The sequence below is a fragment of the Pseudomonas sp. H11T01 genome, assembly GCF_048515765.1.
Taxonomy (GTDB): Bacteria; Pseudomonadota; Gammaproteobacteria; order Pseudomonadales; family Pseudomonadaceae; genus Aquipseudomonas.
Map to the genome: position 1 here is coordinate 79,076 of NZ_JBLYED010000004.1, position 20,181 is coordinate 99,256.

Annotated in this window: 20 protein-coding genes; 6 read left to right on the forward strand and 14 right to left on the reverse strand. The window is 58.5% G+C overall.

The features are described 5' to 3' along the window. Positions 1 to 20 precede the first annotated feature (20 nt). Positions 21 to 1,742, reverse strand: a complete 1,722-nt coding sequence (gene aceK, locus ACN1C3_RS06520) for a bifunctional isocitrate dehydrogenase kinase/phosphatase (protein ID WP_419114988.1) — start codon at positions 1,740 to 1,742, stop codon at positions 21 to 23. A 130-nt stretch (positions 1,743 to 1,872) separates the two neighbouring features. On the opposite strand from aceK, the gene ACN1C3_RS06525 reads away from it, so the two are divergent. After that, the gene (locus ACN1C3_RS06525; RefSeq protein WP_419114989.1) at positions 1,873 to 2,781 is read left to right on the forward strand and encodes a DMT family transporter; all 909 of its coding nucleotides are present in this window, start codon (positions 1,873 to 1,875) and stop codon (positions 2,779 to 2,781) included. Positions 2,782 to 2,828: 47 nt separating this feature from the next. Here the strand turns inward: ACN1C3_RS06525 and ACN1C3_RS06530 are convergent, their stop codons facing one another. Then, positions 2,829 to 3,788 (reverse strand): DMT family transporter, encoded by a 960-nt coding sequence (locus ACN1C3_RS06530; RefSeq protein ID WP_419114990.1) that lies wholly within the window; start codon positions 3,786 to 3,788, stop codon positions 2,829 to 2,831. A 209-nt stretch (positions 3,789 to 3,997) separates the two neighbouring features. Between ACN1C3_RS06530 and ACN1C3_RS06535 the strand changes: the two genes are divergently transcribed. Further along, complete coding sequence (locus tag ACN1C3_RS06535) at positions 3,998 to 4,192, forward strand: DUF6316 family protein (protein ID WP_419114991.1); 195 nt, start codon at positions 3,998 to 4,000, stop codon at positions 4,190 to 4,192. A 62-nt stretch (positions 4,193 to 4,254) separates the two neighbouring features. On the opposite strand, the gene ACN1C3_RS06540 is transcribed toward ACN1C3_RS06535, so the two are convergent. Both ACN1C3_RS06540 and pap read right to left on the reverse strand, forming a co-directional pair. Next, the gene (locus ACN1C3_RS06540; RefSeq protein WP_419114992.1) at positions 4,255 to 5,439 is read right to left on the reverse strand and encodes a thiolase family protein; all 1,185 of its coding nucleotides are present in this window, start codon (positions 5,437 to 5,439) and stop codon (positions 4,255 to 4,257) included. Positions 5,440 to 5,541: 102 nt separating this feature from the next. Beyond that, positions 5,542 to 7,065 (reverse strand): polyphosphate:AMP phosphotransferase, encoded by a 1,524-nt coding sequence (gene pap / locus ACN1C3_RS06545; RefSeq protein WP_419114993.1) that lies wholly within the window; start codon positions 7,063 to 7,065, stop codon positions 5,542 to 5,544. Between the two features lie 140 nt (positions 7,066 to 7,205). On the opposite strand from pap, the gene mnmC reads away from it, so the two are divergent. Beyond that, the gene (gene mnmC, locus ACN1C3_RS06550; protein WP_419114994.1) at positions 7,206 to 9,188 is read left to right on the forward strand and encodes a bifunctional tRNA (5-methylaminomethyl-2-thiouridine)(34)-methyltransferase MnmD/FAD-dependent 5-carboxymethylaminomethyl-2-thiouridine(34) oxidoreductase MnmC; all 1,983 of its coding nucleotides are present in this window, start codon (positions 7,206 to 7,208) and stop codon (positions 9,186 to 9,188) included. A 70-nt stretch (positions 9,189 to 9,258) separates the two neighbouring features. Here mnmC and ACN1C3_RS06555 read toward each other — a convergent pair whose 3' ends face one another. Further along, entirely contained in the window at positions 9,259 to 9,714 is a 456-nt protein-coding gene (locus tag ACN1C3_RS06555) for an REP-associated tyrosine transposase (RefSeq protein ID WP_419114995.1), read from the reverse strand. A 277-nt stretch (positions 9,715 to 9,991) separates the two neighbouring features. Between ACN1C3_RS06555 and ACN1C3_RS06560 the strand changes: the two genes are divergently transcribed. Continuing rightward, positions 9,992 to 10,219 (forward strand): YheU family protein, encoded by a 228-nt coding sequence (locus tag ACN1C3_RS06560; protein ID WP_419114996.1) that lies wholly within the window; start codon positions 9,992 to 9,994, stop codon positions 10,217 to 10,219. A gap of 2 nt (positions 10,220 to 10,221) precedes the next feature. Here ACN1C3_RS06560 and csrA read toward each other — a convergent pair whose 3' ends face one another. From csrA to ACN1C3_RS06575, 3 genes are all read right to left on the reverse strand, one after another. Beyond that, entirely contained in the window at positions 10,222 to 10,410 is a 189-nt protein-coding gene (csrA, locus tag ACN1C3_RS06565) for a carbon storage regulator CsrA (protein WP_419114997.1), read from the reverse strand. A gap of 148 nt (positions 10,411 to 10,558) precedes the next feature. After that, on the reverse strand, positions 10,559 to 10,891 hold the full coding sequence (locus tag ACN1C3_RS06570) for a YnfA family protein (protein WP_419114998.1): 333 nt from the start codon (positions 10,889 to 10,891) through the stop codon (positions 10,559 to 10,561). A gap of 64 nt (positions 10,892 to 10,955) precedes the next feature. Beyond that, positions 10,956 to 11,771, reverse strand: a complete 816-nt coding sequence (locus ACN1C3_RS06575) for an SDR family oxidoreductase (RefSeq protein ID WP_419114999.1) — start codon at positions 11,769 to 11,771, stop codon at positions 10,956 to 10,958. A gap of 360 nt (positions 11,772 to 12,131) precedes the next feature. Here ACN1C3_RS06575 and ACN1C3_RS06580 point away from each other — a divergent pair, with 360 nt between their 5' ends. Next, complete coding sequence (locus tag ACN1C3_RS06580) at positions 12,132 to 12,290, forward strand: DUF3309 family protein (RefSeq protein WP_419115259.1); 159 nt, start codon at positions 12,132 to 12,134, stop codon at positions 12,288 to 12,290. A gap of 75 nt (positions 12,291 to 12,365) precedes the next feature. On the opposite strand, the gene ACN1C3_RS06585 is transcribed toward ACN1C3_RS06580, so the two are convergent. Both ACN1C3_RS06585 and speE read right to left on the reverse strand, forming a co-directional pair. After that, positions 12,366 to 14,456: an LTA synthase family protein gene (locus ACN1C3_RS06585; RefSeq protein ID WP_419115000.1), complete on the reverse strand. Its 2,091-nt coding sequence runs from the start codon at positions 14,454 to 14,456 to the stop codon at positions 12,366 to 12,368. Positions 14,457 to 14,772: 316 nt separating this feature from the next. Next, positions 14,773 to 15,648, reverse strand: a complete 876-nt coding sequence (gene speE / locus ACN1C3_RS06590; RefSeq protein WP_419115001.1) for a polyamine aminopropyltransferase — start codon at positions 15,646 to 15,648, stop codon at positions 14,773 to 14,775. Between the two features lie 178 nt (positions 15,649 to 15,826). Between speE and ACN1C3_RS06595 the strand changes: the two genes are divergently transcribed. Continuing rightward, a complete protein-coding gene (locus ACN1C3_RS06595) occupies positions 15,827 to 16,300 on the forward strand; it encodes a methylated-DNA--[protein]-cysteine S-methyltransferase (RefSeq protein ID WP_419115002.1) in 474 nt (157 codons plus the stop codon). 10 nt (positions 16,301 to 16,310) lie between these two features. Here the strand turns inward: ACN1C3_RS06595 and ACN1C3_RS06600 are convergent, their stop codons facing one another. The 4 genes from ACN1C3_RS06600 to ACN1C3_RS06615 all read right to left on the reverse strand — a co-directional run bounded on the left by ACN1C3_RS06600 (position 16,311) and on the right by ACN1C3_RS06615 (position 19,802). Continuing rightward, positions 16,311 to 16,502, reverse strand: coding sequence for a PLDc N-terminal domain-containing protein (locus ACN1C3_RS06600; RefSeq protein WP_419115003.1), 192 nt, complete (start codon positions 16,500 to 16,502; stop codon positions 16,311 to 16,313). A 71-nt stretch (positions 16,503 to 16,573) separates the two neighbouring features. Further along, complete coding sequence (locus tag ACN1C3_RS06605; protein ID WP_419115004.1) at positions 16,574 to 17,104, reverse strand: hypothetical protein; 531 nt, start codon at positions 17,102 to 17,104, stop codon at positions 16,574 to 16,576. 247 nt (positions 17,105 to 17,351) lie between these two features. Then, the gene (locus ACN1C3_RS06610) at positions 17,352 to 17,870 is read right to left on the reverse strand and encodes an ankyrin repeat domain-containing protein (RefSeq protein ID WP_419115005.1); all 519 of its coding nucleotides are present in this window, start codon (positions 17,868 to 17,870) and stop codon (positions 17,352 to 17,354) included. Positions 17,871 to 17,963: 93 nt separating this feature from the next. Then, positions 17,964 to 19,802 (reverse strand): long-chain-acyl-CoA synthetase, encoded by a 1,839-nt coding sequence (locus ACN1C3_RS06615; protein WP_419115006.1) that lies wholly within the window; start codon positions 19,800 to 19,802, stop codon positions 17,964 to 17,966. Between the last annotated feature and the right edge of the window lie 379 nt (positions 19,803 to 20,181).

A 20,181-nucleotide genomic window follows, 5' to 3' on the forward strand; every position in this document is an offset into this window, starting at 1 on the left:
GACGCAGCAATCGCAAAGAACTACTCGTTATCCAGCCCCTTGCGCCGATACGGAAACACATCGATCACCTTGCCGGCGCGAATGGCCGCTTGCAGGCCTTTCCAGTAGTCGGCGTTGTACAGCTCGCCGTGCAGTTGATCGAACAGACGCCGCTGTCCGGCGTCGGCGAACAGGAACGGCGGGAACTCCTCCGGGAACACATCCAGCGGCCCGATCGAGTACCACGGCTCCGAGGCCATTTCATCTTCCGGGGTGCGCGGGGCCGGGATGTGGCGGAAGTTGGCTTCGGTCAGGAAGCAGATTTCGTCGTAGTCATAGAACACCACCCGGCCGTGACGGGTAACGCCGAAGTTCTTCAGTAGCATGTCGCCGGGGAAGATGTTCGCCGCCGCCAGTTGCTTGATCGCCAGACCGTAATCCTCCAGCGCCTCGCGAACCTGCGCATCGTTGGCGTTTTCCAAATACATGTTCAACGGCGTCATACGGCGCTCGGTCCAGCAGTGGCGAATGAGCACGGTGTCGCCATCGACCTCCACCGTTTTGGCCGCCACTTCCAGCAATTCAGCCAGGCACGCCGGGTCAAATTTGCTCAGTGGGAAGCGGAAGTCGGCGAATTCCTGGGTATCGGCCATACGCCCAACCCGGTCGACGCTTTTTACCAGGCGATACTTCTCGATCACCGTCGCGCGGTCGACGTTCTTCGATGGCGAGAACCGGTCCTTGATGATTTTGAATACGGTGTTGAAACCCGGCAGGGTAAACACGCTCATGACCATGCCACGCACACCCGGGGCCATGATGAACTGGTCATCGGTGTTGGCCAGGTGATTGATCAGCGAGCGATAAAATTCGGACTTGCCGTGCTTGTAGAAGCCGATCGAGGTGTACAGCTCGGCGATGTGCTTGCCTGGCAGGATGCGCTTGAGAAAGCCGATGAACTCGGCCGGCACCGGCACGTCGACCATGAAATACGAACGGGTGAAGGAGAAAATGATCGACACATCCGCTTCATCGGTGATCAGCGCGTCGATCTGAATCCCGCGGCCTTCGCGGTGCAGAAAGGGAATCACCAACGGCCATTGGTCATCCTGGGTGTAGATGCGCCCCACCAGATACGCGCCCTTGTTGCGGTACAGCACCGAGGAAAACAACTCGACGCTCAACTCCGGGTCCTTGCAGACCCAATCCGGCAGGTTCTCACGCAACTGTGCTTCGAGCCGACGCAGGTCGCCTGGCAAATCGGCATAAGCCTCGCTGAAGCTGTAGTCGACGAAGATCTGCTCGAGCATGCCCGACAGTTCACCCTCAGGCTTATAGATGCGGGTTTGCGCAGCACGGGCCCGGCGCAGGCTCGGCCGGGTGGTGTGGATGAACATGCAGCCGTCGCTGATCAGGTCATGGCTGAACAGGCCGCAGAAGGTCGAGTTGTACCAGGTCTCGGACAGCTCATCGTCGAAGCGCAGATCGATCAGGCTGATGTATGCGCTTTTCACCAGCGGCCAGAACGTAACATCCAGCATTTCCTTGGCATCAAAGGCCTCGTGCAGCCGAGCGACCACTTCACTGACTTTATCTTCATAGAGGTTAATCCGCGCCGCTGAGGCGACCTGTGCCTCCTGCCATTGCGCCTGCTCGAAACGCCCGCGAGCGCCGTCGGTGATCTGGCGGAAATGCTCGCGGTAATCGTCGAAGCCATCGAGGATCATTCGGGCGATATCGGCGGCTGGCCATTGCTGCGGCATAGATAAACCTCTGGGGATGGTTCTTATCATTGAATGCCTGAGCTTAGAGGCCAATTGTTACGCAATGCAACCATTGCCATGTGCCCGACCTGCGGCGACACTTGCGCGCCAATCCAGTAAGGAACACGCCGTGAACCCCGTCGATATACTGCGCTTGCTGTCGCTTGCCGCCATTTGGGGCGCGAGCTTCCTGTTCATGCGCATCATCGCCCCAGTGATTGGCACTATCCCCACCGCTTTTTTCCGCGTATCGATTGCCGCCACCGGTCTGCTGGTGATCCTGGCGCTGATGCGCGTCAGCTGGGACTTTCGTGGCAAGTTCAAGACGGTACTGCTGCTCGGGGTGATCAACTCGGGGATTCCGGCGACGATGTATTCGGTAGCCGCCCAAGTGCTGCCGGCCGGTTACTCGGCGATCTTCAACGCAACAACGCCGTTGATGGGCGTGTTGATTGGCGGTGTGTTCTTCAGCGAAAGACTCACCCCGGCGAAGATTGCCGGTGTCTGCCTTGGGCTGTTCGGAGTCGGTGTTCTAACCCGCGCCGGTCCCGTGGCCTTCGACCTGGAACTGTTGATGGGTGCCCTCGCCTGCCTCCTCGCGACCACCTGCTATGGCTTCGCCGGTTTCCTCGCGCGTCGCTGGCTGGATCAGCAAGGCGGGCTCGACAGTCGCCTTTCGGCGCTGGGCAGCATGCTGGGCGCGACGTTGTTTCTATTGCCGCTGTTCGGTTACAGCGCCATCAGCCAGCCGCCGGCAAGCTGGGGTGGCTGGAGCGTCTGGTTGTCGCTGCTGGGATTGGGCCTGGTCTGCACAGCCTTTGCGTACATTCTGTATTTCCGCTTGCTCAGCTCGATTGGCCCGGTCAAATCAATGACCGTGACCTTCATGATCCCGCCGTTCGGCGTGTTGTGGGGCGCGCTGTTCCTCGATGAACCGTTGTCCATGGCGCATGTGTATGGCGGGATTTTGATCGCCGGGGCGCTGTGGTTGGTGCTCAAGCCTGCGGTGGTGAAGGTATCGAAGGTGGTTGCGCGGTAGGGAGCCTTGTGGCGAGGGAGCTTGCTCCCTCGCCATAGGGATTTCCACTACCCCGCTGCCATCCGCACCTTCCGGGCTTTTAGCCCGGCCATCAACGATGGCCCAAGAGCGACGAGTGCCGAGCCGAGCACCACCAGTACCGCGCCGCCATAACCCAGGCCATTGATCTGCTCGGCGTGCACATACTCCGGCCACAGCCTGGCTGCCAGCGCCACCGCGCCGAAGGTCACCAACGGCGTGATTGCCAACGTCGCACTGACTCGCGAGGCCTCCCAATGCGCCAGGGCTTCGGCAAATGCGCCGTAGGCAATCAAGGTATTCAAACAGCAACCGAGTAGCAGCCAGCCTTGCAACGGGCTCAGTTGCAGCGCTTCCAGCGGGTGCACCCAAGGCATCAGCAGCAGCGCGCAAAACAGGTAGATCACCATCATTATCTGGAACGAATTCCACACCGTGAGTAATTGCTTCTGACCCAAGGCATAAAAGGTCCAGACCGTCGACGCCGCCAGAACCAGCAAGACGCCAGCGGTGTAATCGCTGAGGGACGTCAGCAGCTCACTCAAACGCTGATTGAAAAACAGCCCGAAGCCGATCAACAGCACCAGCAACCCAATCCCTTGCCCCACGCTGAAGCGCTCCTTGAAGACAAACAGGCTGGCGATCAGCAGCAGGATCGGCCCCATCTGCACCACCAACTGCGCGGTGCCCGGGCTGAGCAGGTTCAGGCCCATCAGGTACAGCACGTAGTTGCCCACCAGCCCCAGGACTGCCATCAATACCAGCCAGCCGCCCCGTGGGCCGAGCACTCGCCAGCTCGGCAAGCGTTTGACCGCCGCCAGGTAAATGAACAGAAACCCACCGGATACGATGAGTCGATACCAGGTCACGGTGACCGGGTCCATGACCAGCAGCACTTGCTTGAGTTTGATCGGCAAGATGCCCCACAGCAGCGCAGTCAACAGGGCGAGGAACAGTCCATAAACCCAGCGACCGGACGAAATGTGCATGGAAACCTCAAAACCAGACGGCGAGAAACCATTCTAGGCCTGGATCGCCCCGCTACACAGTTACAGTTTGGAGCCCGCCGCTAATGAGACTGTGCTGGTCGCAACCTTAAGTTGGCTATATGCCACTGATCAGATGGCCAGGCGCTTCAACGGGTTCAGACATAAGCTGATTTGATTACCCAATCAGGACCACTACACAGGAGATCACCATGTTCGGCATGCGCGCACACGACCAAGCCCCTGCCACTCACTTTCGCAGTGAGCGGGTCTGTCGCGTCAATGGGGATTTGTATTTCAGCACCCGGGAAAACACGCTGGAAGGCCCGTTCCACAGCCAGGATGATGCCGAGCGGGAGATACAGGCTTATATCGAGCGCATGCAGGCACAGCGCACGAATTCATGATCGTGGCGCGCCCATCGCTTGCTCGCGATAGCTATTGGGAGAGCGACACCAAGCCTTCTGAGTTAACGCACCGCTTCAAACAACCCCGTAGCCCCCATCCCGCCGCCCACGCACATGGTCACGACGCCGTAGCGCAGGTTGCGCCGTTGCAGTTCGCGCACCAGATGCCCGACCTGACGCGAGCCGGTCATGCCGAACGGGTGGCCGATAGAGATCGAGCCGCCGTTGACGTTGTATTTTTCGTTATCGATTTCCAGCCGATTGCGGCTGTACAGGCACTGCGAAGCGAAGGCTTCGTTGAGTTCCCAGAGGTCGATATCGGCCACCTGCAGGCCCTTGGCCTTGAGCAGTTTTGGCACCGAGAACACCGGACCGATACCCATCTCGTCCGGCTCGCAGCCGGCGACGGTGAAACCACGGAAGAACGCGCGAGGCTTGAGGCCAAGCTCCAGGGCTTTTTCCAGGCTCATCACCAGGGTCATCGACGCGCCATCAGACAGCTGCGAGGAATTACCCGCGGTCACCGAACCGTCTTCAGCAAACACCGGCTTCAACCCGGCCAGGCTTTGCAGGGTGGTGTCGGGGCGGTTGCAATCATCACGATCGACGACGCCCTCCAGGATCTGCACCTGGCCAGTGGTTTTGTCTTCGACTGAGTATTTCACCGCCATCGGCACGATTTCATCGTCGAATAACCCGGCAGCCTGAGCCTGGGCGGTGCGCTGCTGACTTTGCAGAGCATAGAGATCCTGCTCTTCGCGGCTGACGCCATAGCGGCGGGCGACGATTTCGGCGGTCTGGCCCATCGGGAAGTAGATGCCCGGCACCTGCTCCTTGAGCAGCGGGTTGATCAAGTTATCGGTGTTGACGCTTTTCATGGTCAGGCTGATGGACTCGACGCCACCGGCAACGATGATGTCGCTGCAACCGGAAGCGATCTGGTTGGCGGCAATGGCAATCGCCTGCAAACCCGACGAGCAAAAGCGGTTGAGGGTCATGCCGGCAGTGCCGGTGCCCAGTTTGGATAACACCGCGACATTACGGCCGATGTTGTAACCCTGGGCCCCTTCGTTGGAACCGGCGCCGACGATGCAATCCTCGACGCTGGCCGGGTCGATGCCGTTGCGGGTCAGCAGCGCATTGACGCAATGGGCAGCCATGTCATCCGGACGGGTCTGGTTGAACTTGCCACGAAAGGATTTGGCCAGGCCAGTCCGCACGCTATCGACGATCACCACTTCACGCATGGCATACCTCATTGTTGTTGTCGGTTGAGAGTGCATCGAGCATAAATCCACCCTATTACCGACCGCGACAATCATTCACCCCGCGTATGCGCAACTATCGACTTACTCCTTGTCCTTTTTCACCTTCCGGTCGTGTTTGTCAGACTTCTCGAAGGCCTCTTCCAGCGCCCGATTGATGGTGCGCAGCACTTTGACCCGGGCCCAGCGCTTGTCATTGGCCTCCACCAGCGTCCAGGGTGAAATCTCGGTGCTGGTGCGGTCGACCATGTCGCAGACGGCGGCGCGGTAGTCATCCCACTTCTCGCGGTTGCGCCAATCGTCTTCGGTGATCTTGAAACGCTTGAAGGGAATGGCTTCGCGGGCCTGGAAGCGCTCCAGCTGGGTTTGCTTATCGATGGCCAGCCAGAACTTCACCACGATCACCCTGGCATCGCTGATCTGCTCCTCGAAGTCATTGATCTCGGCGTAAGCGCGCATCCAGTCAGCCCGGCTGCAAAAGCCTTCGATCCGCTCCACCAGCACCCGGCCGTACCAGGAGCGGTCGAACACGGTGAATTTGCCTCGCGCCGGAATGTACCGCCAGAACCGCCAAAGATACGGCTGAGCGCGTTCTTCTTCAGTCGGCGCGGCGATCGGTACGATGCTGTATTGCCGCGGATCGAGGGCCGCCGCCACTCGCCGGATCGCCCCGCCCTTGCCGGCCGCATCGTTGCCTTCGAACACCGCCACCAGTGCGTGTTTGCGCATGCGTTTGTCACGCATCAAGCCAGAGAGCCGTGCCTGCTCGGTAATCAGTTGTTCTTCGTAGTCGTCTTTATCCAGGCTTTGGCTCAGGTCCAGACTGCCAATCAGACTCAGTTGATCGACACTTGAGGGCAGCGGCGCGGCATTCACTGAGTCGGGTTTGACCTTGGGTCGGGCCAGGGCGATTTGCAGACCTTCGAGCAGGATCTTGCCCACCGCCAGACTCCGATAATGTGCATCGACGCCTTCGATCACATGCCAGGGCGCGTAGTCGCGACTGGTGCGGCGCAGCACACGTTCCCCGTATTTCACGAATTTGTCGTAGGTTTGCGATTGCTGCCAGTCCAGCGGGCTGATACGCCAGCTGTGCAGCGGATCGTCCTGCAGGACTTTGAGGCGGGTTTTCATTTGTTTCTTGGACAGGTGGAACCAGAACTTGAAGATCAGCGCGCCTTCATCGCAGAGCATTTTTTCCAGACGCTCAGCACCGCCGATGGCCTGATCCAGCACGGCGTCCTTGAACAGCCCGTGGACCCGGCCCTGCAACATTTGGCTGTACCAGTTGCCGAAAAAAATCCCCATCCGCCCCTTGGCCGGCAGCATCCGCCAGTAGCGCCAGGCCGGAGGTCGGGCCAGCTCTTCATCGGTCTGCTGATCGAAAGTACGGACCTCGATCAGCCGTGGGTCCATCCATTCGTTGAGCAACTTGACGGTCTCGCCCTTGCCGGCGCCCTCAATGCCGTTAATCAGTACGATGACCGGAAAGCGCCCTTGCTGCTGCAGATCGAACTGGGCTTCGAGTAAGGCTTCACGCAGGGCCGGCACCTCGGCCTCAAAGGTTTCTTTGTCGATGGCGTGACCGATTTCAGCGGATTCGAACATGGGCGCCTCTCCTTCCAGGATTGAGCAAGACTAGCGGATTGGGCAGAGGTTTGTCTGAGCAATGCAGCAGGCGTTGCCATGGATCAATCCCGATAGCAGCGATCAGCTAGAATGGCCGCCTTGCCGTCGCCGAGCCGAACATGACCACTCAATTGCCCCACGCCCAGATCGACTGGGACGACCAAGGTCGTCCGCGCTCACAGGTGTTTGACGATGTGTATTTCTCCGACCAGTCGGGCCTTGATGAAACCCGCTACGTGTTCATCGAGCAGAACCGTTTGGGCGAGCGCTTTGCCGCGTTGCCGGCTGATGGGCGACTGGTCATTGGCGAAACCGGTTTCGGCACCGGGCTGAATTTTCTCTGCGCCTGGCAATTGTTCGAGCAACAGGCTGTGGCCGGTGCGCGGCTGCATTTTGTCAGCGTGGAAAAGTACCCGCTGAGCCCCCCAGACCTGCAGCGCGCCCTCACTCTTTGGCCTGAGCTCAAGCCTTTTGCCGATCAGCTTCTGGCGCAATACATCGCCATCCATCAGGGCTTCCAGCGCCTGGTGCTCGATGGTGGGCGGGTGACTCTCACCCTGCTGATTGGCGACGCGTTGGAGCAACTGCCGCAACTGGACGCGCAGATCGATGCCTGGTTTCTCGACGGCTTCGCTCCGGCGAAGAACCCGGACATGTGGACGTCCGAACTGTTTGCCGAGCTGGCTCGCCTGGCCGCCCCCGGCTCGACCATCAGCACCTTTACCAGCACCGGTTGGGTACGACGCCTGCTCAATGCGGCGGGTTTCAAGATGCGGCGTACGCCGGGGATCGGTCATAAATGGGAAATCCTGCGCGGCGAATTCCTTGGCTGGCCTGAAGACGTGCCTCTACCTGTTGTGAGCAAGCCGTGGTTCGCCCGTCCTGATCAGCGCATCAGCGAACGTCGAGCGCTGGTGATCGGCGGTGGGCTGGCCGGTTGCGCCAGCGCCGCGAGCCTTGCTGCGCGTGGTTGGCAGGTGAGCCTGCTGGAGCGCCATGGCGAGCTGGCTCAGGAAGCCTCGGGCAATCCGCAAGGCGTGCTCTATCTCAAACTGTCGGCCCACGGCACGGCGTTATCACAGTTGATCGTCAGTGGTTTCGGGCATACCCGGCGCTTGCTCGAACATCTGCAGCGCGGTGTCGATTGGGACGGTTGCGGAGTGCTGCAACTGGCGTTCAACGCCAAGGAAGCCGAGCGCCAGGCGCAGTTGGCGGCAGCCTTTTCGCCGGACCTGTTGCACCTGCTGGATCAGCCACACGCTCAGGCTCAGACAGGTATCGCACTGGCTCATGGCGGTTTGTTCTTTCCCGAAGGTGGCTGGGTTCATCCGCCCGCCTTGTGTCAGTGGCAAGCGGCGCATCCGGCGATTGAAGTGCTGACGCATCACGATGCATTGGAGCTGCGCAAGGTCGATGACCAATGGCAAGTCTGGGACGGTTCAAGATTGCTGGCTTCAGCACCCGTGGTCATTCTGGCCGGTGCCGCCGAGATCAAGCGCTTTGCGGCAAGCGCCGAGCTGCCGCTCAAACGTATTCGCGGGCAAATCACACGTCTGGCACAAACCCCTGAAAGCGCAAGCGTGGCCACCGTGGTCTGCGCCGAAGGTTATGTCGCACCGGCTCGCCTGGGCGAACACACCTTGGGCGCCAGCTTCGACTTCAAGAGCGATGACCTGACCCCGACCACGGCCGAGCACGTGGGCAATCTGGAGTTGCTGAAAGAAATCTCGACCGATCTGGTTAGCCGCTTGCACGCCGAACAACTGGACCCGGAACAGCTTCAAGGACGCGCGGCCTTTCGCTGCACCAGCCCCGACTACTTACCCATCGTCGGCCCATTGGCCGATCACCAGGCCTTCGCCCAGACCTACGCTGCACTGAGCAAAGACGCCCGGCAAGTGCCCGACATCCGTTGCCCCTGGCTGGACGGTTTGTACGTCAACAGCGGCCATGGCTCTCGCGGCTTGATCACTGCGCCACTGTCAGGGGAGTTACTCGCCGCCTGGCTGGACAACGAACCGCTGCCGCTGCCGCGAAGCGTGGCTGAGGCTTGTCACCCGAATCGGTTTGCCTTGCGTCAGTTGATTCGCGGCAAGGCGTAATCCCAGTCAGTCAGGACACAAAACCTGTGGGAGCGGGCTTGCCCGCGAAGGGGCCTTAAAAGCAACCTCATCACAACCAGACAGCATCCCAAAGCGGATAGTCTCCGACTCGCTTTACCAACCTGGCCCGCACGGGGTTTGCCACGATGTAACGGGCCACTTCGAGCAAATCCTCTTCACTGCGAATAGCCCGATCATGGTAACCAGTCTGCCAGAGCGGGCCATTGCGTTGCCGGTTGCCATTAACTGCTCTCGCAGCGTTCGATTTTGTTCTTCTCATTAGTTCGCCAAGGCTGGCGTTCTGCAACTCGATCAACCAGTGGAAATGATCGGGCATCACCACCCAGGCCAGCGATTGAGCGGACCTCTCCCGCTCAGCCTGTTTGAATTCATTGACAAGCAAACGCCCGGTGGAGAAATCGCTAAAGATTGGTTCACGCCCCAGTACCACGGCAGTAAGAAGATAGACTTGACCAGACTCTGAATAGCGTCCTTTTCGCAGGCGATGTGAACTGTACACAGGCATTCCTTTGCCTCCTGAGCTGTTGAACTCTCAAAATATAGTGAGTGATCAATAGCTGGCTCGTTCGGCAGTGACACCGGATGTGTCTGGTCGATTGCATTCGCGGGCAAGCCCGCTCCCACAAGGAGTGCGCATAACCTGTGAGAAGGGCCGGGCGACGTTCGATTGCCCGCGAAGACGGTAGATCAGACACTACACAAACAAGCTGGCAGCCATGCTTTGACTGGCCGCGCGGGCCCAAGCCCAGTAGCATCGCCGGGATTGTTCACCAGAGGTGCCTATGCTGATTCCGTACGACCAACTTGAAGTCGATACCCTGACCCGTCTGATCGAAGACTTCGTCACCCGAGACGGCACCGACAATGGCGACGAAACTCCGTTGGAAACCCGCGTGCTGCGGGTTCGCCAGGCATTGACCAAAGGTCAGGCGCTGATTGTCTTCGATCCGGATAGCCAGCAATGCCAGCTGATGCTCAAGCACGACGTGCCCAAAGAGCTGTTTGATTGACGCTATCCGCTGCGTTTGGCTTGCGCCGTTCGGGCCTGGATGCGTTCGTAGACTTCCGCCCGGTGCACCTCGACCTCTTTGGGCGCCTCGATGCCGAAGCGAACATTGTTTCCGCTCACTGAGAGTATGCGTACGGAGATATTGTCGTCGATGGAAATCAACTCGCCCACAACACGGCTTAATACGAGCATGGCACTGGTCCTTAAGGTTACCGGGCCTTGAAGATGCCCGGAGCACCGACTGGCTTCAATGCGCCAGCACTAAAACAGTCCAACCCTACGCCGCCGGCAGATGCGCCTGACAGAAAGCCCTTTCAAACCTTTGCGATCGCGGAATATGTCAGACGCTGGAAAAGCGTGGACCAAACAGAATGATGCTCGCACCGATCACGCACAGAGCCACTCCCAACCAGTCCGAACTCAAGGGCCGAATCCGCTCGACCACGCTCAGCCAGCCAATGGACGCAATAATGTAGATACCGCCATAAGCCGCATAGGCGCGGCCGGCGTAGGTCGCTTCGACCTTGGTCAGCAGTAACGCGAAGAGCGTCAGGCTGAGTAACGCAGGGGCAATCCACCAGGCACTTTTACCCTGGCGTAACCACATCCAGAACGCGTAGCAACCGGCGATTTCAAACACCGCCGCAAGAAAAAACCACAGGTAATTGAGCATGCAACGGCCTCGTCAAGGTTGCCGGAATCGGCAACCCTAACGACGCTGCTTCCCGCGAGCAAGTTCAACCTGCGGTTTGCTTGGCTTTGGCGCGCATCTTGTCGGCCATCACGGTCATTTCGTTGTAGAGCAGTTGCGGGTTCTTCTGCTTCAGCGCCCAGGCCATGCGGCCCTGTTCGTGGGGCAGAATCATGAACTCGCCCTCAGCAACCCGCTGGTAGATGTAGTCGGCGATTTCACTGGCGGTAATCGGAGAGCTTTCCAGCAGCTTGCCGACCTGGGCTTTCATGGCTGGTGTCGGGCCACGGAAGGAATCCAGCAGGTTGGTCTGGAAAAATGACGGGCAGACCACATGCACAGCGATTTCCTGGTGCGCCAGTTCAATCAACAAGCTCTCGGACAACGCCACCACACCAGCCTTGGCCACGTTGTAGTTGCTCATCGCAGGGCCTTGCATCAAGGCTGCCATCGAAGCGATGTTGATGATCTTGCCTTGGCTTTTTTCCAGCAGCGGCAAGAAGGCCTTGCAGCCCTTGACCACACCCATCAGGTTGATCGCGATTTGCCAGTCCCAGTCTTCCAGGGACAGTTCACTGAAGAAGCCGCCCGAGGCGACACCGGCGTTATTGACGATCACATCGATGCCGCCCAGCTTCACTTCGCAGGCCTGGGCAAACGCGGTCAACTGGCTGTAATCGCGCACGTCACAACGCTGGATAAAGCCGTCGCCTCCGGCTTCGCGCACTAATTTGAGGGTCTCTTGCAAACCCGGTTCGCTGACATCCGACAAGGCCAACTGCCAACCCTCGCGGGCCCAGCGCAGAGCGATTTCGCGGCCCAGGCCGGAACCGGCGCCAGTGATCATCATGCGATTTTGCATAGAAAGTTGCCTTGTTGTTCTGGGGTAGATGCGCCGCAGTGTAGCGAAGGTTTTTCCTACACCCACGCACCATCAGACTGCTGAATGCCTCAGGCAAACTTTGGCCGAATACACACCGATTTGGGTCGTGGGAGCGTGGCTTGCCCGCGAAGACGCCGGGGTCGCGCTCGACTGACGCGGTCCCATTGAATGAAGGCAGCTTTAAATTAAAAGAAATAAGCCAAGCGCTAAAAAGCATTAAAAAAACTTGGAATTATCTGCAGCTCTCCAGAGTCGGAGATTATAAGCAGCCCGGTTTTATCGAGCTCGAGCGGGTCCTTAACAGCACTACGGTCTTTCCAGAACTTACCAATAAGGGAAATTGACATGGGCACCATTCTCCTCATTATCCTGATCCTCTTGCTGGTGGGTGGCCTGCCGGTCTTCCCGCACTCCAGAAGTTGGGGCTATGGCCCGTCCGGCATCATCGGCGTAGTGCTGGTGGTGATTTTGATTCTGTTGTTACTCGGCAAGATATAACGCTCTGCACATTTAATACTGCAAAAAAAAAGAGGCCCCTATGATAGGGGCCTCTTTTTTTACTGAACCAGACGCTTAGTCCGGATTGCTGTCGACGACACCGGCGGTGTTATCCAACAGGCTTTTGGTTGCCGTTTGCAGGAACGATTCCAGCTTCAGCTTCATCTCAGCCGTACGCGGTGCATCCGGGACGATTTCAGCGTGAGGATTGGCACCCAGTTCATACCGGTACATCTTCGGCGCCATTTCCTTTTCCTTAGGCATAACCAGGATCTGGTCATCGCTGATGATGGCCGTGGTCTGTTCGGTGCCCGACGGTTTGATCACGCCAAAACCAGTATCGCCTTGCGGCAGGTTGAGCAGGTCACGACCCCAGCACTGATGGCGCACTTCGCCACCAATCCGCCCCATGATGGTCGGAACGATGTCGATCTGAGTGCCCACAGTGTGGTCGCGTTGACCAAACTTTTCCTGGATCCCCGGTGCGATCATCAGCATCGGTACGTTGAAGCGGCCCAAGTCCATTTCGGTGATCTGGCGCTCGTTGCCAAAACCATGGTCGCCCACGATGACAAACAGGGTTTCCTTGAAGTAAGGCTCTTTACGGGCCTTTTCAAAGAACTGGCCCAGGGCCCAGTCGGCGTAACGCATTGCGGTCAAATGTTCGTTCAGGCTGCCACGATCGGTCACTTTTTCGACCGGCAATGGGGTCGGCAACGCGTAAGGCGTGTGGTTGGACAGGGTCTGCAGCAGCGCATAGAACGGCTTCCCTTCACGGGCCTTGAGCTCTACCAGGCCACGGTCGAACATGTCCTGGTCGGACACGCCCCAGGTCGGATCGGAGAACACCGGGTTAACGTAATCGTTACGCCCGATGAAGTTGGTCATGCCCTGGTTGCTGAAGAAACCCGACTGGTTGTCCCAGGCGAAGTCGCCGTTGTAGACATACACATCGTCGTATTTGCGGGCACTGAGCAACTGCGGCAGGCCGGACAGCTTGTGGCTGCCTTCCGGGGTCTGCATCAGGTATTCGAAGCCCGGCAGGTTCGGGAAGCACGCCATGGTGGCAAACATTCCCTGGTGGGTATGGGTACCGTTGGAGAAGAAGCGGTCGAACAGCAGGCCTTCTTTCGACAGTTTGTCGAGGTTCGGCGTGATATTGCCGGGGGCGCCCAGGGCACCCACCGAGTGACCGGCCATGCTTTCCATCAGGATCACGACGACGTTCTTGATCGGCAGGGTCTTGTCGGCCGGCGGTGTGTAATCGCGGCGTACGGCGGCGATATCGGCGTCAACCAGCTTTTCATCCGCCATTACCAGCATGTCGCGGACGACCTTCTGGGCTTCTTCCTGTGGCAGCGTCGGCTTCCAGATATTGTCGCGCTCCTGGGACATTCGGCTTTGCGCGGCAGCGACCAGCTGAAGCGTGCCGTTGAGGCCCAACTGGTTGGCGAAGTTCGAGTCAGTGGTGTAGACGTCGCCCCAACGCAGCGGCGGGCCTTGACGCAAGGTGCCACGGGCGGCCACGACACCAATCATCAGGCACACCGCAAAGACGCCTACGCGCACGTACCACGGGGCGACCTGGCGTGTGCTGATGCTGCCACCGCTGAACGGGCCACGAGGCCGGGTTGCGCGGTCGGCGCCCTTGAATGCCAGGCTCAACAGCCAGGTGCCAACGACCCAGGCCAGCAGATAGCGAACCACCGGGAAGCCGTACCAGAGCATGCTCATCACGGTTTTCGGGTCTTCCTTCACGTACTGGAAGACCAACCCGTTAAGGCGCTGGTGAAACTCGCGATAGAAGTCCATCTCCATCAGACCAAGGAACAGCGCGATGCTGGAGGCGATGGTCAGCCAGAAACGGAAGAGCCCGCGGGCGGCCATGGCCCGGACGCTGAATAATGCCAGCAGCAACGGTACGATGAGATAGACCACCAGACGCAGGTCAAAACGCAGGCCGTTGGCAAAGGCTTCGAGGAAGGTCGAGGCCGGGGTATTGAGGATCATCTCCCGGTTATAAACCAGCAGCGCCACGCGCAGCAGGGAGAGCATCACCATCATGACCAAGGCACAAAGCAGCGTGTAAGCCAGATGCGATTTGACGGTCGGTTGCAGCAAGCGATTTGAAGCGCGCTGCTGACTCAGGGCGTCCGGGTTTGCCATGTCGTTTTAGGACCCATTGGAAGTTGAAGTTTCATAAATGCAGGTGCGCTCTGTCCTCTCATAGCCATTACCAGTGCGTATTGGCTGCGGGGATTGCGCGGTGCGCAAATGTTGCACGATCACTCGCGGCATTGCCATTTATTACTGGCATGCCCCCCCAACCCGATCTTTCAGGGCTCTGGAACAAGGGAGCGCTAGAGGTTGAACGTGGAAAACAAAGCGTGCGAATTGTCTTGGAGCGGTTGTGAAAATTTCGTTCAGCGCATATTTGGATACATAAAAAAGGGCCTCGCGGCCCTTTCATCAACGCTGTTACTTAGTCATTGCTCGGCTTGTTAACCGCCTGCAATACATATTGCGGCAACGCGAACGCACCGATATGAATCTCAGGGTTGTAGTAGCGAGTGATGATGCCGCTGCCAGCAAAACGCTGGCGCAGGGTCTCGCGGGACAACTTGCGATAAGCAGTGTTGGTCGCGCCCCAGGCGAAGGTCATCGCGCCACCGATATAGGTCGGCACTGCGGCCTGATAGAAGTGCCAGTCCGGGAACAGGCTACGCATGCGGCCGGCGGTGGTTTTCACTTCGCTCAGTTGCATGAACGGTGTGCCATTCTGGGTCACCAGAATGCCGCCCTCGTTCAGGCAACGGCGGCACGCTTCATAGAAGTTTTCCGAGAACAGCACTTCGCCCGGGCCGATCGGGTCGGTGGAGTCGGAAATGATCACGTCGAACTTCTCTTCGGTGGTTGCGACGAAACGCATACCGTCGTCGATCACCAGGTTCAGCCGTGGATCCTCGAACGCGCCCTTGGAGTGGTTCGGCAGGAATTCCTTGCACATATCGACCACGGTGCCGTCGATCTCGACCATGGTGATGTGTTCGATGCTGCGGTGCTTGGCCACTTCGCGCAGCATGCCGCCGTCACCGCCGCCGATGATCAGCACACGCTTGGCGGTGCCGTGGGCAAGAATCGGTACGTGGGTGAGCATCTCGTGGTAGATGAACTCGTCGGCCTCGGTGGTCTGGATCACGCCGTCCAGCGCCATCACACGCCCCATGCGCGCGTTCTCGAAGATCACCAGGTGCTGGTGTTCGGTGCGCACTTCGTGCAGCAGTTTTTCCATGCGAAAACGCTGGCCATAGCCTTCGTAAAGGGTTTCCAGGTACTCGCTGTTCTCGGTGATGCTCATGGGTAAGTCCCCCGGTGAATGCTGGTGGCAACGGACGGTTACCCGCCCATGATGGTCAATCGTCGGCACGGGTGTCGGCGATTGACCAAGGAAAGGCGCGCATTCTACGTCGCCGAACATGACAGGTCGAACCTTCTGGCTCTATCTTTGTGCCTGACCCTCTCCAGGAGCCGACCCGATGTTTTACCGCTATCACCCCAGCCCCATCGGGCCGTTGCTGCTGGCCGGCGATGAACAGGGGCTGCGCCAGCTGTACATGGACATCCAACAGCACTGGACGCCGCCTGCGCACTGGCTTGAAGCGGGCAATGAACTCGATACCGTCTGTCGGCAACTGGATGAGTATTTCGAGGGTAAGCGCGAGTGTTTCGATGTGCGCCTGGCGCCCCAGGGCACGCAATTTCAGAAAACAGTGTGGCGGGCTCTACTGCAAATCCCTTTTGGCCGCACCTGGAGCTACGGCGAACTGGCCATGCATATCGGCAACCCGAAGGCCGTACGGGCGGTCGGCACCGCCAATGGCGCCAACCCGATATCAATCATTATCCCGTGTCATCGGGTGATCGGCAGCAACGGCACCCTCATCGGCTATGGCGGCGGACTCGAACGCAAACAGATGCTGCTGCAGCTTGAGGGATCGTGGTTGATTTGATGCGTCACCGTTACAGCCGCATATTGCCCCGCGGCCCGGCGATCGCCCAGATGATCAGCCCCAGCACCGGCAGCAAGATAATCACCAGTACCCAGATGATTTTCATCCCGATTTCGACGCTGCTTTTAAGAACGTTGATGATCGCCCAGATATCCAGGGCAAGAATGATCAGCCCGACCAGACCATTGAAGGTAGAACCCATGGTGTCGCTCCTTGGTGATGGCTTGCACTCTTAGGATAGCCGGGCTTGATAAGGGCTCCGCTTTATTACGCTCAGACGTGAACCGCCACCCGCAACGCTTCCAGGGACGGCGCGGCATTGATGCCGACTTCAGCGCACAACTCCAGTACCCGTGGCACGTCGTTGCCATACACCAGCACCGCCTGGATCTCGTCGTCGAGCAGTTGGCTGAAGTTCATCAGCACATAACCACCCTTTTCCGGGTTCATGGCGCTCAACTGGATCTGGATGCGGTTGAGCGCTGTCAACGCTTCGACTTTAGCCAACTGCTTGGGCTTGATGTTGAAGGCTACACCCGGGCCAAACGAAGCGACGATCTGGGCGAACAGGTCCATATAGGTATCGGCCTGGAACAACACGGTTTCCGGCAGGCTACCGACCACGATCCACTCACCCAGCGGGATCGGGAAAGTGTCGTCGTAGTTAATGTCCGGATTGGCTGCTAGAAACGCGTCGGCGTCGGCGTAGGCTTGCGCGGCTTCGTCGGCGATACGCGCCACTTCATCGTCGTCCATGCACCCGGAGCTGATTTTGCTGATGAGTTCGACGAGGGCGGTTTTCATGGGCGAATCCTGATGCGAGGGAAATTTGAGGGCGCGAAGGATAGCGCATTGAGGGAGCTTCGCGCATTTGTGGGTAATTGTGGACATCTGTGGCGAGGGAGCTTGCTCCCGCTGGGTCACGAAGTGGCCCCAAATCAGCCGACCGTGCTTTTTTCAGGAGGAACGCATCTACCGATTTTTACGACTGCTTCGCAGCCGAGCGGGAGCAAGCTCCCTCGCCACAAGGTTCAGCGCTAGCCTGAAAATCTCAGCCCAGCAACTTTTCCAACTGCGCCGTGGTGTCTGCTGCGCCCATGGTTTTTGCAGCGTCCAGCGCGGACACGCCGTTGGCGTCCTTGGCCTTTGGATCGGCGCCTTTGCTGATCAGGTAGTCGACGATTTCAGTGCGGTTGAACATCGCCGCCATCATCAACGCGGTACGACCGTCAAACGACGAACCTTCGACCTCGGCGCCGCCTTCGACCAACGCTTTGACCACCGGCAAGTCACCTTTGAACGCGGCGCCAGCAATCGGGCTTTGGCCGTTATCGTTGCGGATCTCTGGGTCAGCCTTGTGCTCGAGCAGTACCCGCACGGCATCGACGTGCCCGTGATAACTGGCAAGCATCAACAAGGTATCGCCCTTGTGATTGCGCAGATTGACCGGCAGACCTTTGCTCAGCAAGGCGGCGAGCATCGCGGCGTCGCCTTCACGCGCCTTGTTGAACACCTGCTCGGCAAACTCCGCAGCTTCTTCTTCGGTCATCTTGCGGCTTTTGTCTGACATTCTGGACTCCACATTCACATCGCAAAGCCGCTAGTTTCCCGAGCGGCCCCGAGCCTGTCACCCCTTTTTTCTCACTCCCCGCCATAGCCAGAATCAATAGCGGAACTTGCCACCGTGGATATCCGCCAACACCTGCTCGGTCACTTGCACGTAAGTGTCCGAACCTGGCAGCCAGGCGTAGATCGGATCATCGCCGGTTTTACCGGGGTCGAAGGCCTCGTCCTTAAGCCGGACTTTCTGATATTTGAAGGTGCCAGTAGTCTCCATTTTCACTTTCACCCGCAGGAACAACGGCACCGCGTAGGCCGGCATTTGCTGCCTGGCAAATTGCAGCAGCTCACTGAAATCCAGAGTGGCCAGGGATTCGGCCGGGGTAATCGCGGCCATCCCGGCACGCCCGTTGGTGTTGCTGATCTCGACGCCATAGGCCACCGCCTCGGCAATATGCGGATGTTGCAGCAGGATGTTCTCCACCTCAGTCGTCGATACGTTTTCGCCTTTCCAGCGGTAGGTATCGCCCAGGCGGTCAACAAACTGCGCATGCCCGAAACCGATATTCCTGAGCAGATCGCCGGTATTGAAGTAGCTGTCGCCCTTCTCGAACACATCGCGAAGAACGACCTTTTGGGTCTTCTCTGGATCGGTGTAACCGTCGAGCGGCGCCTTGTCGTCGATCTTCGCCAGCAGCAGTCCTTGCCCGCCCTTGGCGACTTTCTGCATGAAGCCGGCCTCGTTGCGAATTGGCGCACAGCTGTCGTGGGTATATTCCACCAACGCCCAGGACATCAGCGAAAAGCCGATGGTGTTGTCGAAGTTGAGAATGTTTGTAAATCCGATATTGCCGTCGCTGGCGGCGTACAACTCGCAGACATGATTGACCGCAAAGCGTCTCTTGAACTCAGTCCACACGCCCGGGCGCAAACCGTTGCCAATCATCTTCACCACGCCGTTGCGGCTGTCGTCGGCGCTGGGTGGCTGGTCGATCAGGTAGCGGCACAATTCGCCGACATAGCCAATGGTGGTAGCGTTGAATCTGCGCACGTCATTCCAGAACTGACTGGCGCTGAATTTACGCCGAATGGCAAACCCCGACGCGCCGATGATGGCAGAGCCCCAGCACACGCACAGCCCCGTGGCGTGGTACAGCGGCAACGTGCAGTAGACGACGTCCTTGGGGCCCATATCCAGGGCGATCAAGCCGAAAACAGCCGACGTCTTCATCCAGCGTCCGTGTTTGAAAACCCCGGCTTTGGGCAATCCGGTGGTGCCTGACGTGTAAATATAGAAGCAAGGGTCATCGAAACAGATCTGCTGACTGCTGGCAGGGTTGTCTGTCGAGCAATCGGCACTGGCGGTCATCAGGTCGATAAAGCCTGCTAGCGCCTCGCCGGGGTCACGGGAACTGTCCCGATCGGCAACACCCCAGGTTTTCGCCTCATCGATGGCGACGTGCTCACGGACCGATGAATAAGTGTCGGCCAATTCTGCCCCGACCACGATCGCGGCCGGCTTGACCAGGTTCAGGCTGTGAACCAGCACATGCTGGGTTTGCGAGGTGTTGAGCATGGCGCAGATACCGCCAACCTTGGCCACCGCCAGCACCGTCACCAAGAGCTCGGGACGGTTCTCGATGAAAATCCCGACCACATCGCCCTTGCCGATACCTTGAGCAATCAGGTGATGGGCAATGCGGTTGGCCCACTGGTTGACCTGTGCATAACTCAACGAGACATTGCCGTAGAGCAGCGCCGGGCCTTGGGGATTGCGCAGCGTGGCTTGCTCGAAGGCCCAACCCAGACCGCAGGGCTGATTCGGCTTGTTGGCGTTGGCGATCTTCATCCCCTTGACCACCCGTGGGATGGCTTTGGCAATGGACGGCAACTTACGGATCATCATGCCCCAGGTAATCATGTCGCTTGGGTTGCTGCTCATAGGTGAGGTCCTGTTTTTTTATTATCGGGCGAACACAAACCCATCCGGCCGTGACGCAAAACCTATGGAGTTTCGTAAACCGTTGAACACCAAAAAAACCGTGTTGGCGTTCAACTAAAAACGCTTAACAAGTCCGTTATTACAGGCTGAAAAATACGTCAGTCATTCTTGGGCTGTACATGGAGGATTTGAAAAGTTTTGTATCTATTGGCAGGACCACCGCCCACCCTGAAAACCACGCAAAATGCAGGATGCACGATGGCCATTCATGCAAAATGCACGAAATCGAAACTAAACGGAAATTTCAACTAATTGATTTATATATACTTTTAAAAAAAAGAATACTGGCACAATCACTGCACCTATCACTTCACGCTTG

Bases quoted from the DNA above. Each gene is read 5' to 3' on its own strand.
- ACN1C3_RS06555 (WP_419114995.1), bottom strand. From the start codon at position 9,714: ATGCCTGTGTACAGTTCACATCGCCTGCGAAAAGGACGCTATTCAGAG.
- mnmC (WP_419114994.1), top strand. From the start codon at position 7,206: ATGACCACTCAATTGCCCCACGCCCAGATCGACTGGGACGACCAAGGT.
- aceK (WP_419114988.1), bottom strand. From the start codon at position 1,742: ATGCCGCAGCAATGGCCAGCCGCCGATATCGCCCGAATGATCCTCGAT.
- ACN1C3_RS06540 (WP_419114992.1), bottom strand. From the start codon at position 5,439: ATGCGTGAAGTGGTGATCGTCGATAGCGTGCGGACTGGCCTGGCCAAA.
- csrA (WP_419114997.1), bottom strand. From the start codon at position 10,410: ATGCTCGTATTAAGCCGTGTTGTGGGCGAGTTGATTTCCATCGACGAC.
- ACN1C3_RS06610 (WP_419115005.1), bottom strand. From the start codon at position 17,870: ATGTCAGACAAAAGCCGCAAGATGACCGAAGAAGAAGCTGCGGAGTTT.
- pap (WP_419114993.1), bottom strand. From the start codon at position 7,065: ATGTTCGAATCCGCTGAAATCGGTCACGCCATCGACAAAGAAACCTTT.
- ACN1C3_RS06530 (WP_419114990.1), bottom strand. From the start codon at position 3,788: ATGCACATTTCGTCCGGTCGCTGGGTTTATGGACTGTTCCTCGCCCTG.
- ACN1C3_RS06585 (WP_419115000.1), bottom strand. From the start codon at position 14,456: ATGGCAAACCCGGACGCCCTGAGTCAGCAGCGCGCTTCAAATCGCTTG.
- ACN1C3_RS06595 (WP_419115002.1), top strand. From the start codon at position 15,827: ATGTTTTACCGCTATCACCCCAGCCCCATCGGGCCGTTGCTGCTGGCC.
- ACN1C3_RS06570 (WP_419114998.1), bottom strand. From the start codon at position 10,891: ATGCTCAATTACCTGTGGTTTTTTCTTGCGGCGGTGTTTGAAATCGCC.
- ACN1C3_RS06615 (WP_419115006.1), bottom strand. From the start codon at position 19,802: ATGAGCAGCAACCCAAGCGACATGATTACCTGGGGCATGATGATCCGT.
- ACN1C3_RS06575 (WP_419114999.1), bottom strand. From the start codon at position 11,771: ATGCAAAATCGCATGATGATCACTGGCGCCGGTTCCGGCCTGGGCCGC.
- ACN1C3_RS06600 (WP_419115003.1), bottom strand. From the start codon at position 16,502: ATGGGTTCTACCTTCAATGGTCTGGTCGGGCTGATCATTCTTGCCCTG.
- ACN1C3_RS06560 (WP_419114996.1), top strand. From the start codon at position 9,992: ATGCTGATTCCGTACGACCAACTTGAAGTCGATACCCTGACCCGTCTG.
- ACN1C3_RS06535 (WP_419114991.1), top strand. From the start codon at position 3,998: ATGTTCGGCATGCGCGCACACGACCAAGCCCCTGCCACTCACTTTCGC.
- speE (WP_419115001.1), bottom strand. From the start codon at position 15,648: ATGAGCATCACCGAGAACAGCGAGTACCTGGAAACCCTTTACGAAGGC.
- ACN1C3_RS06605 (WP_419115004.1), bottom strand. From the start codon at position 17,104: ATGAAAACCGCCCTCGTCGAACTCATCAGCAAAATCAGCTCCGGGTGC.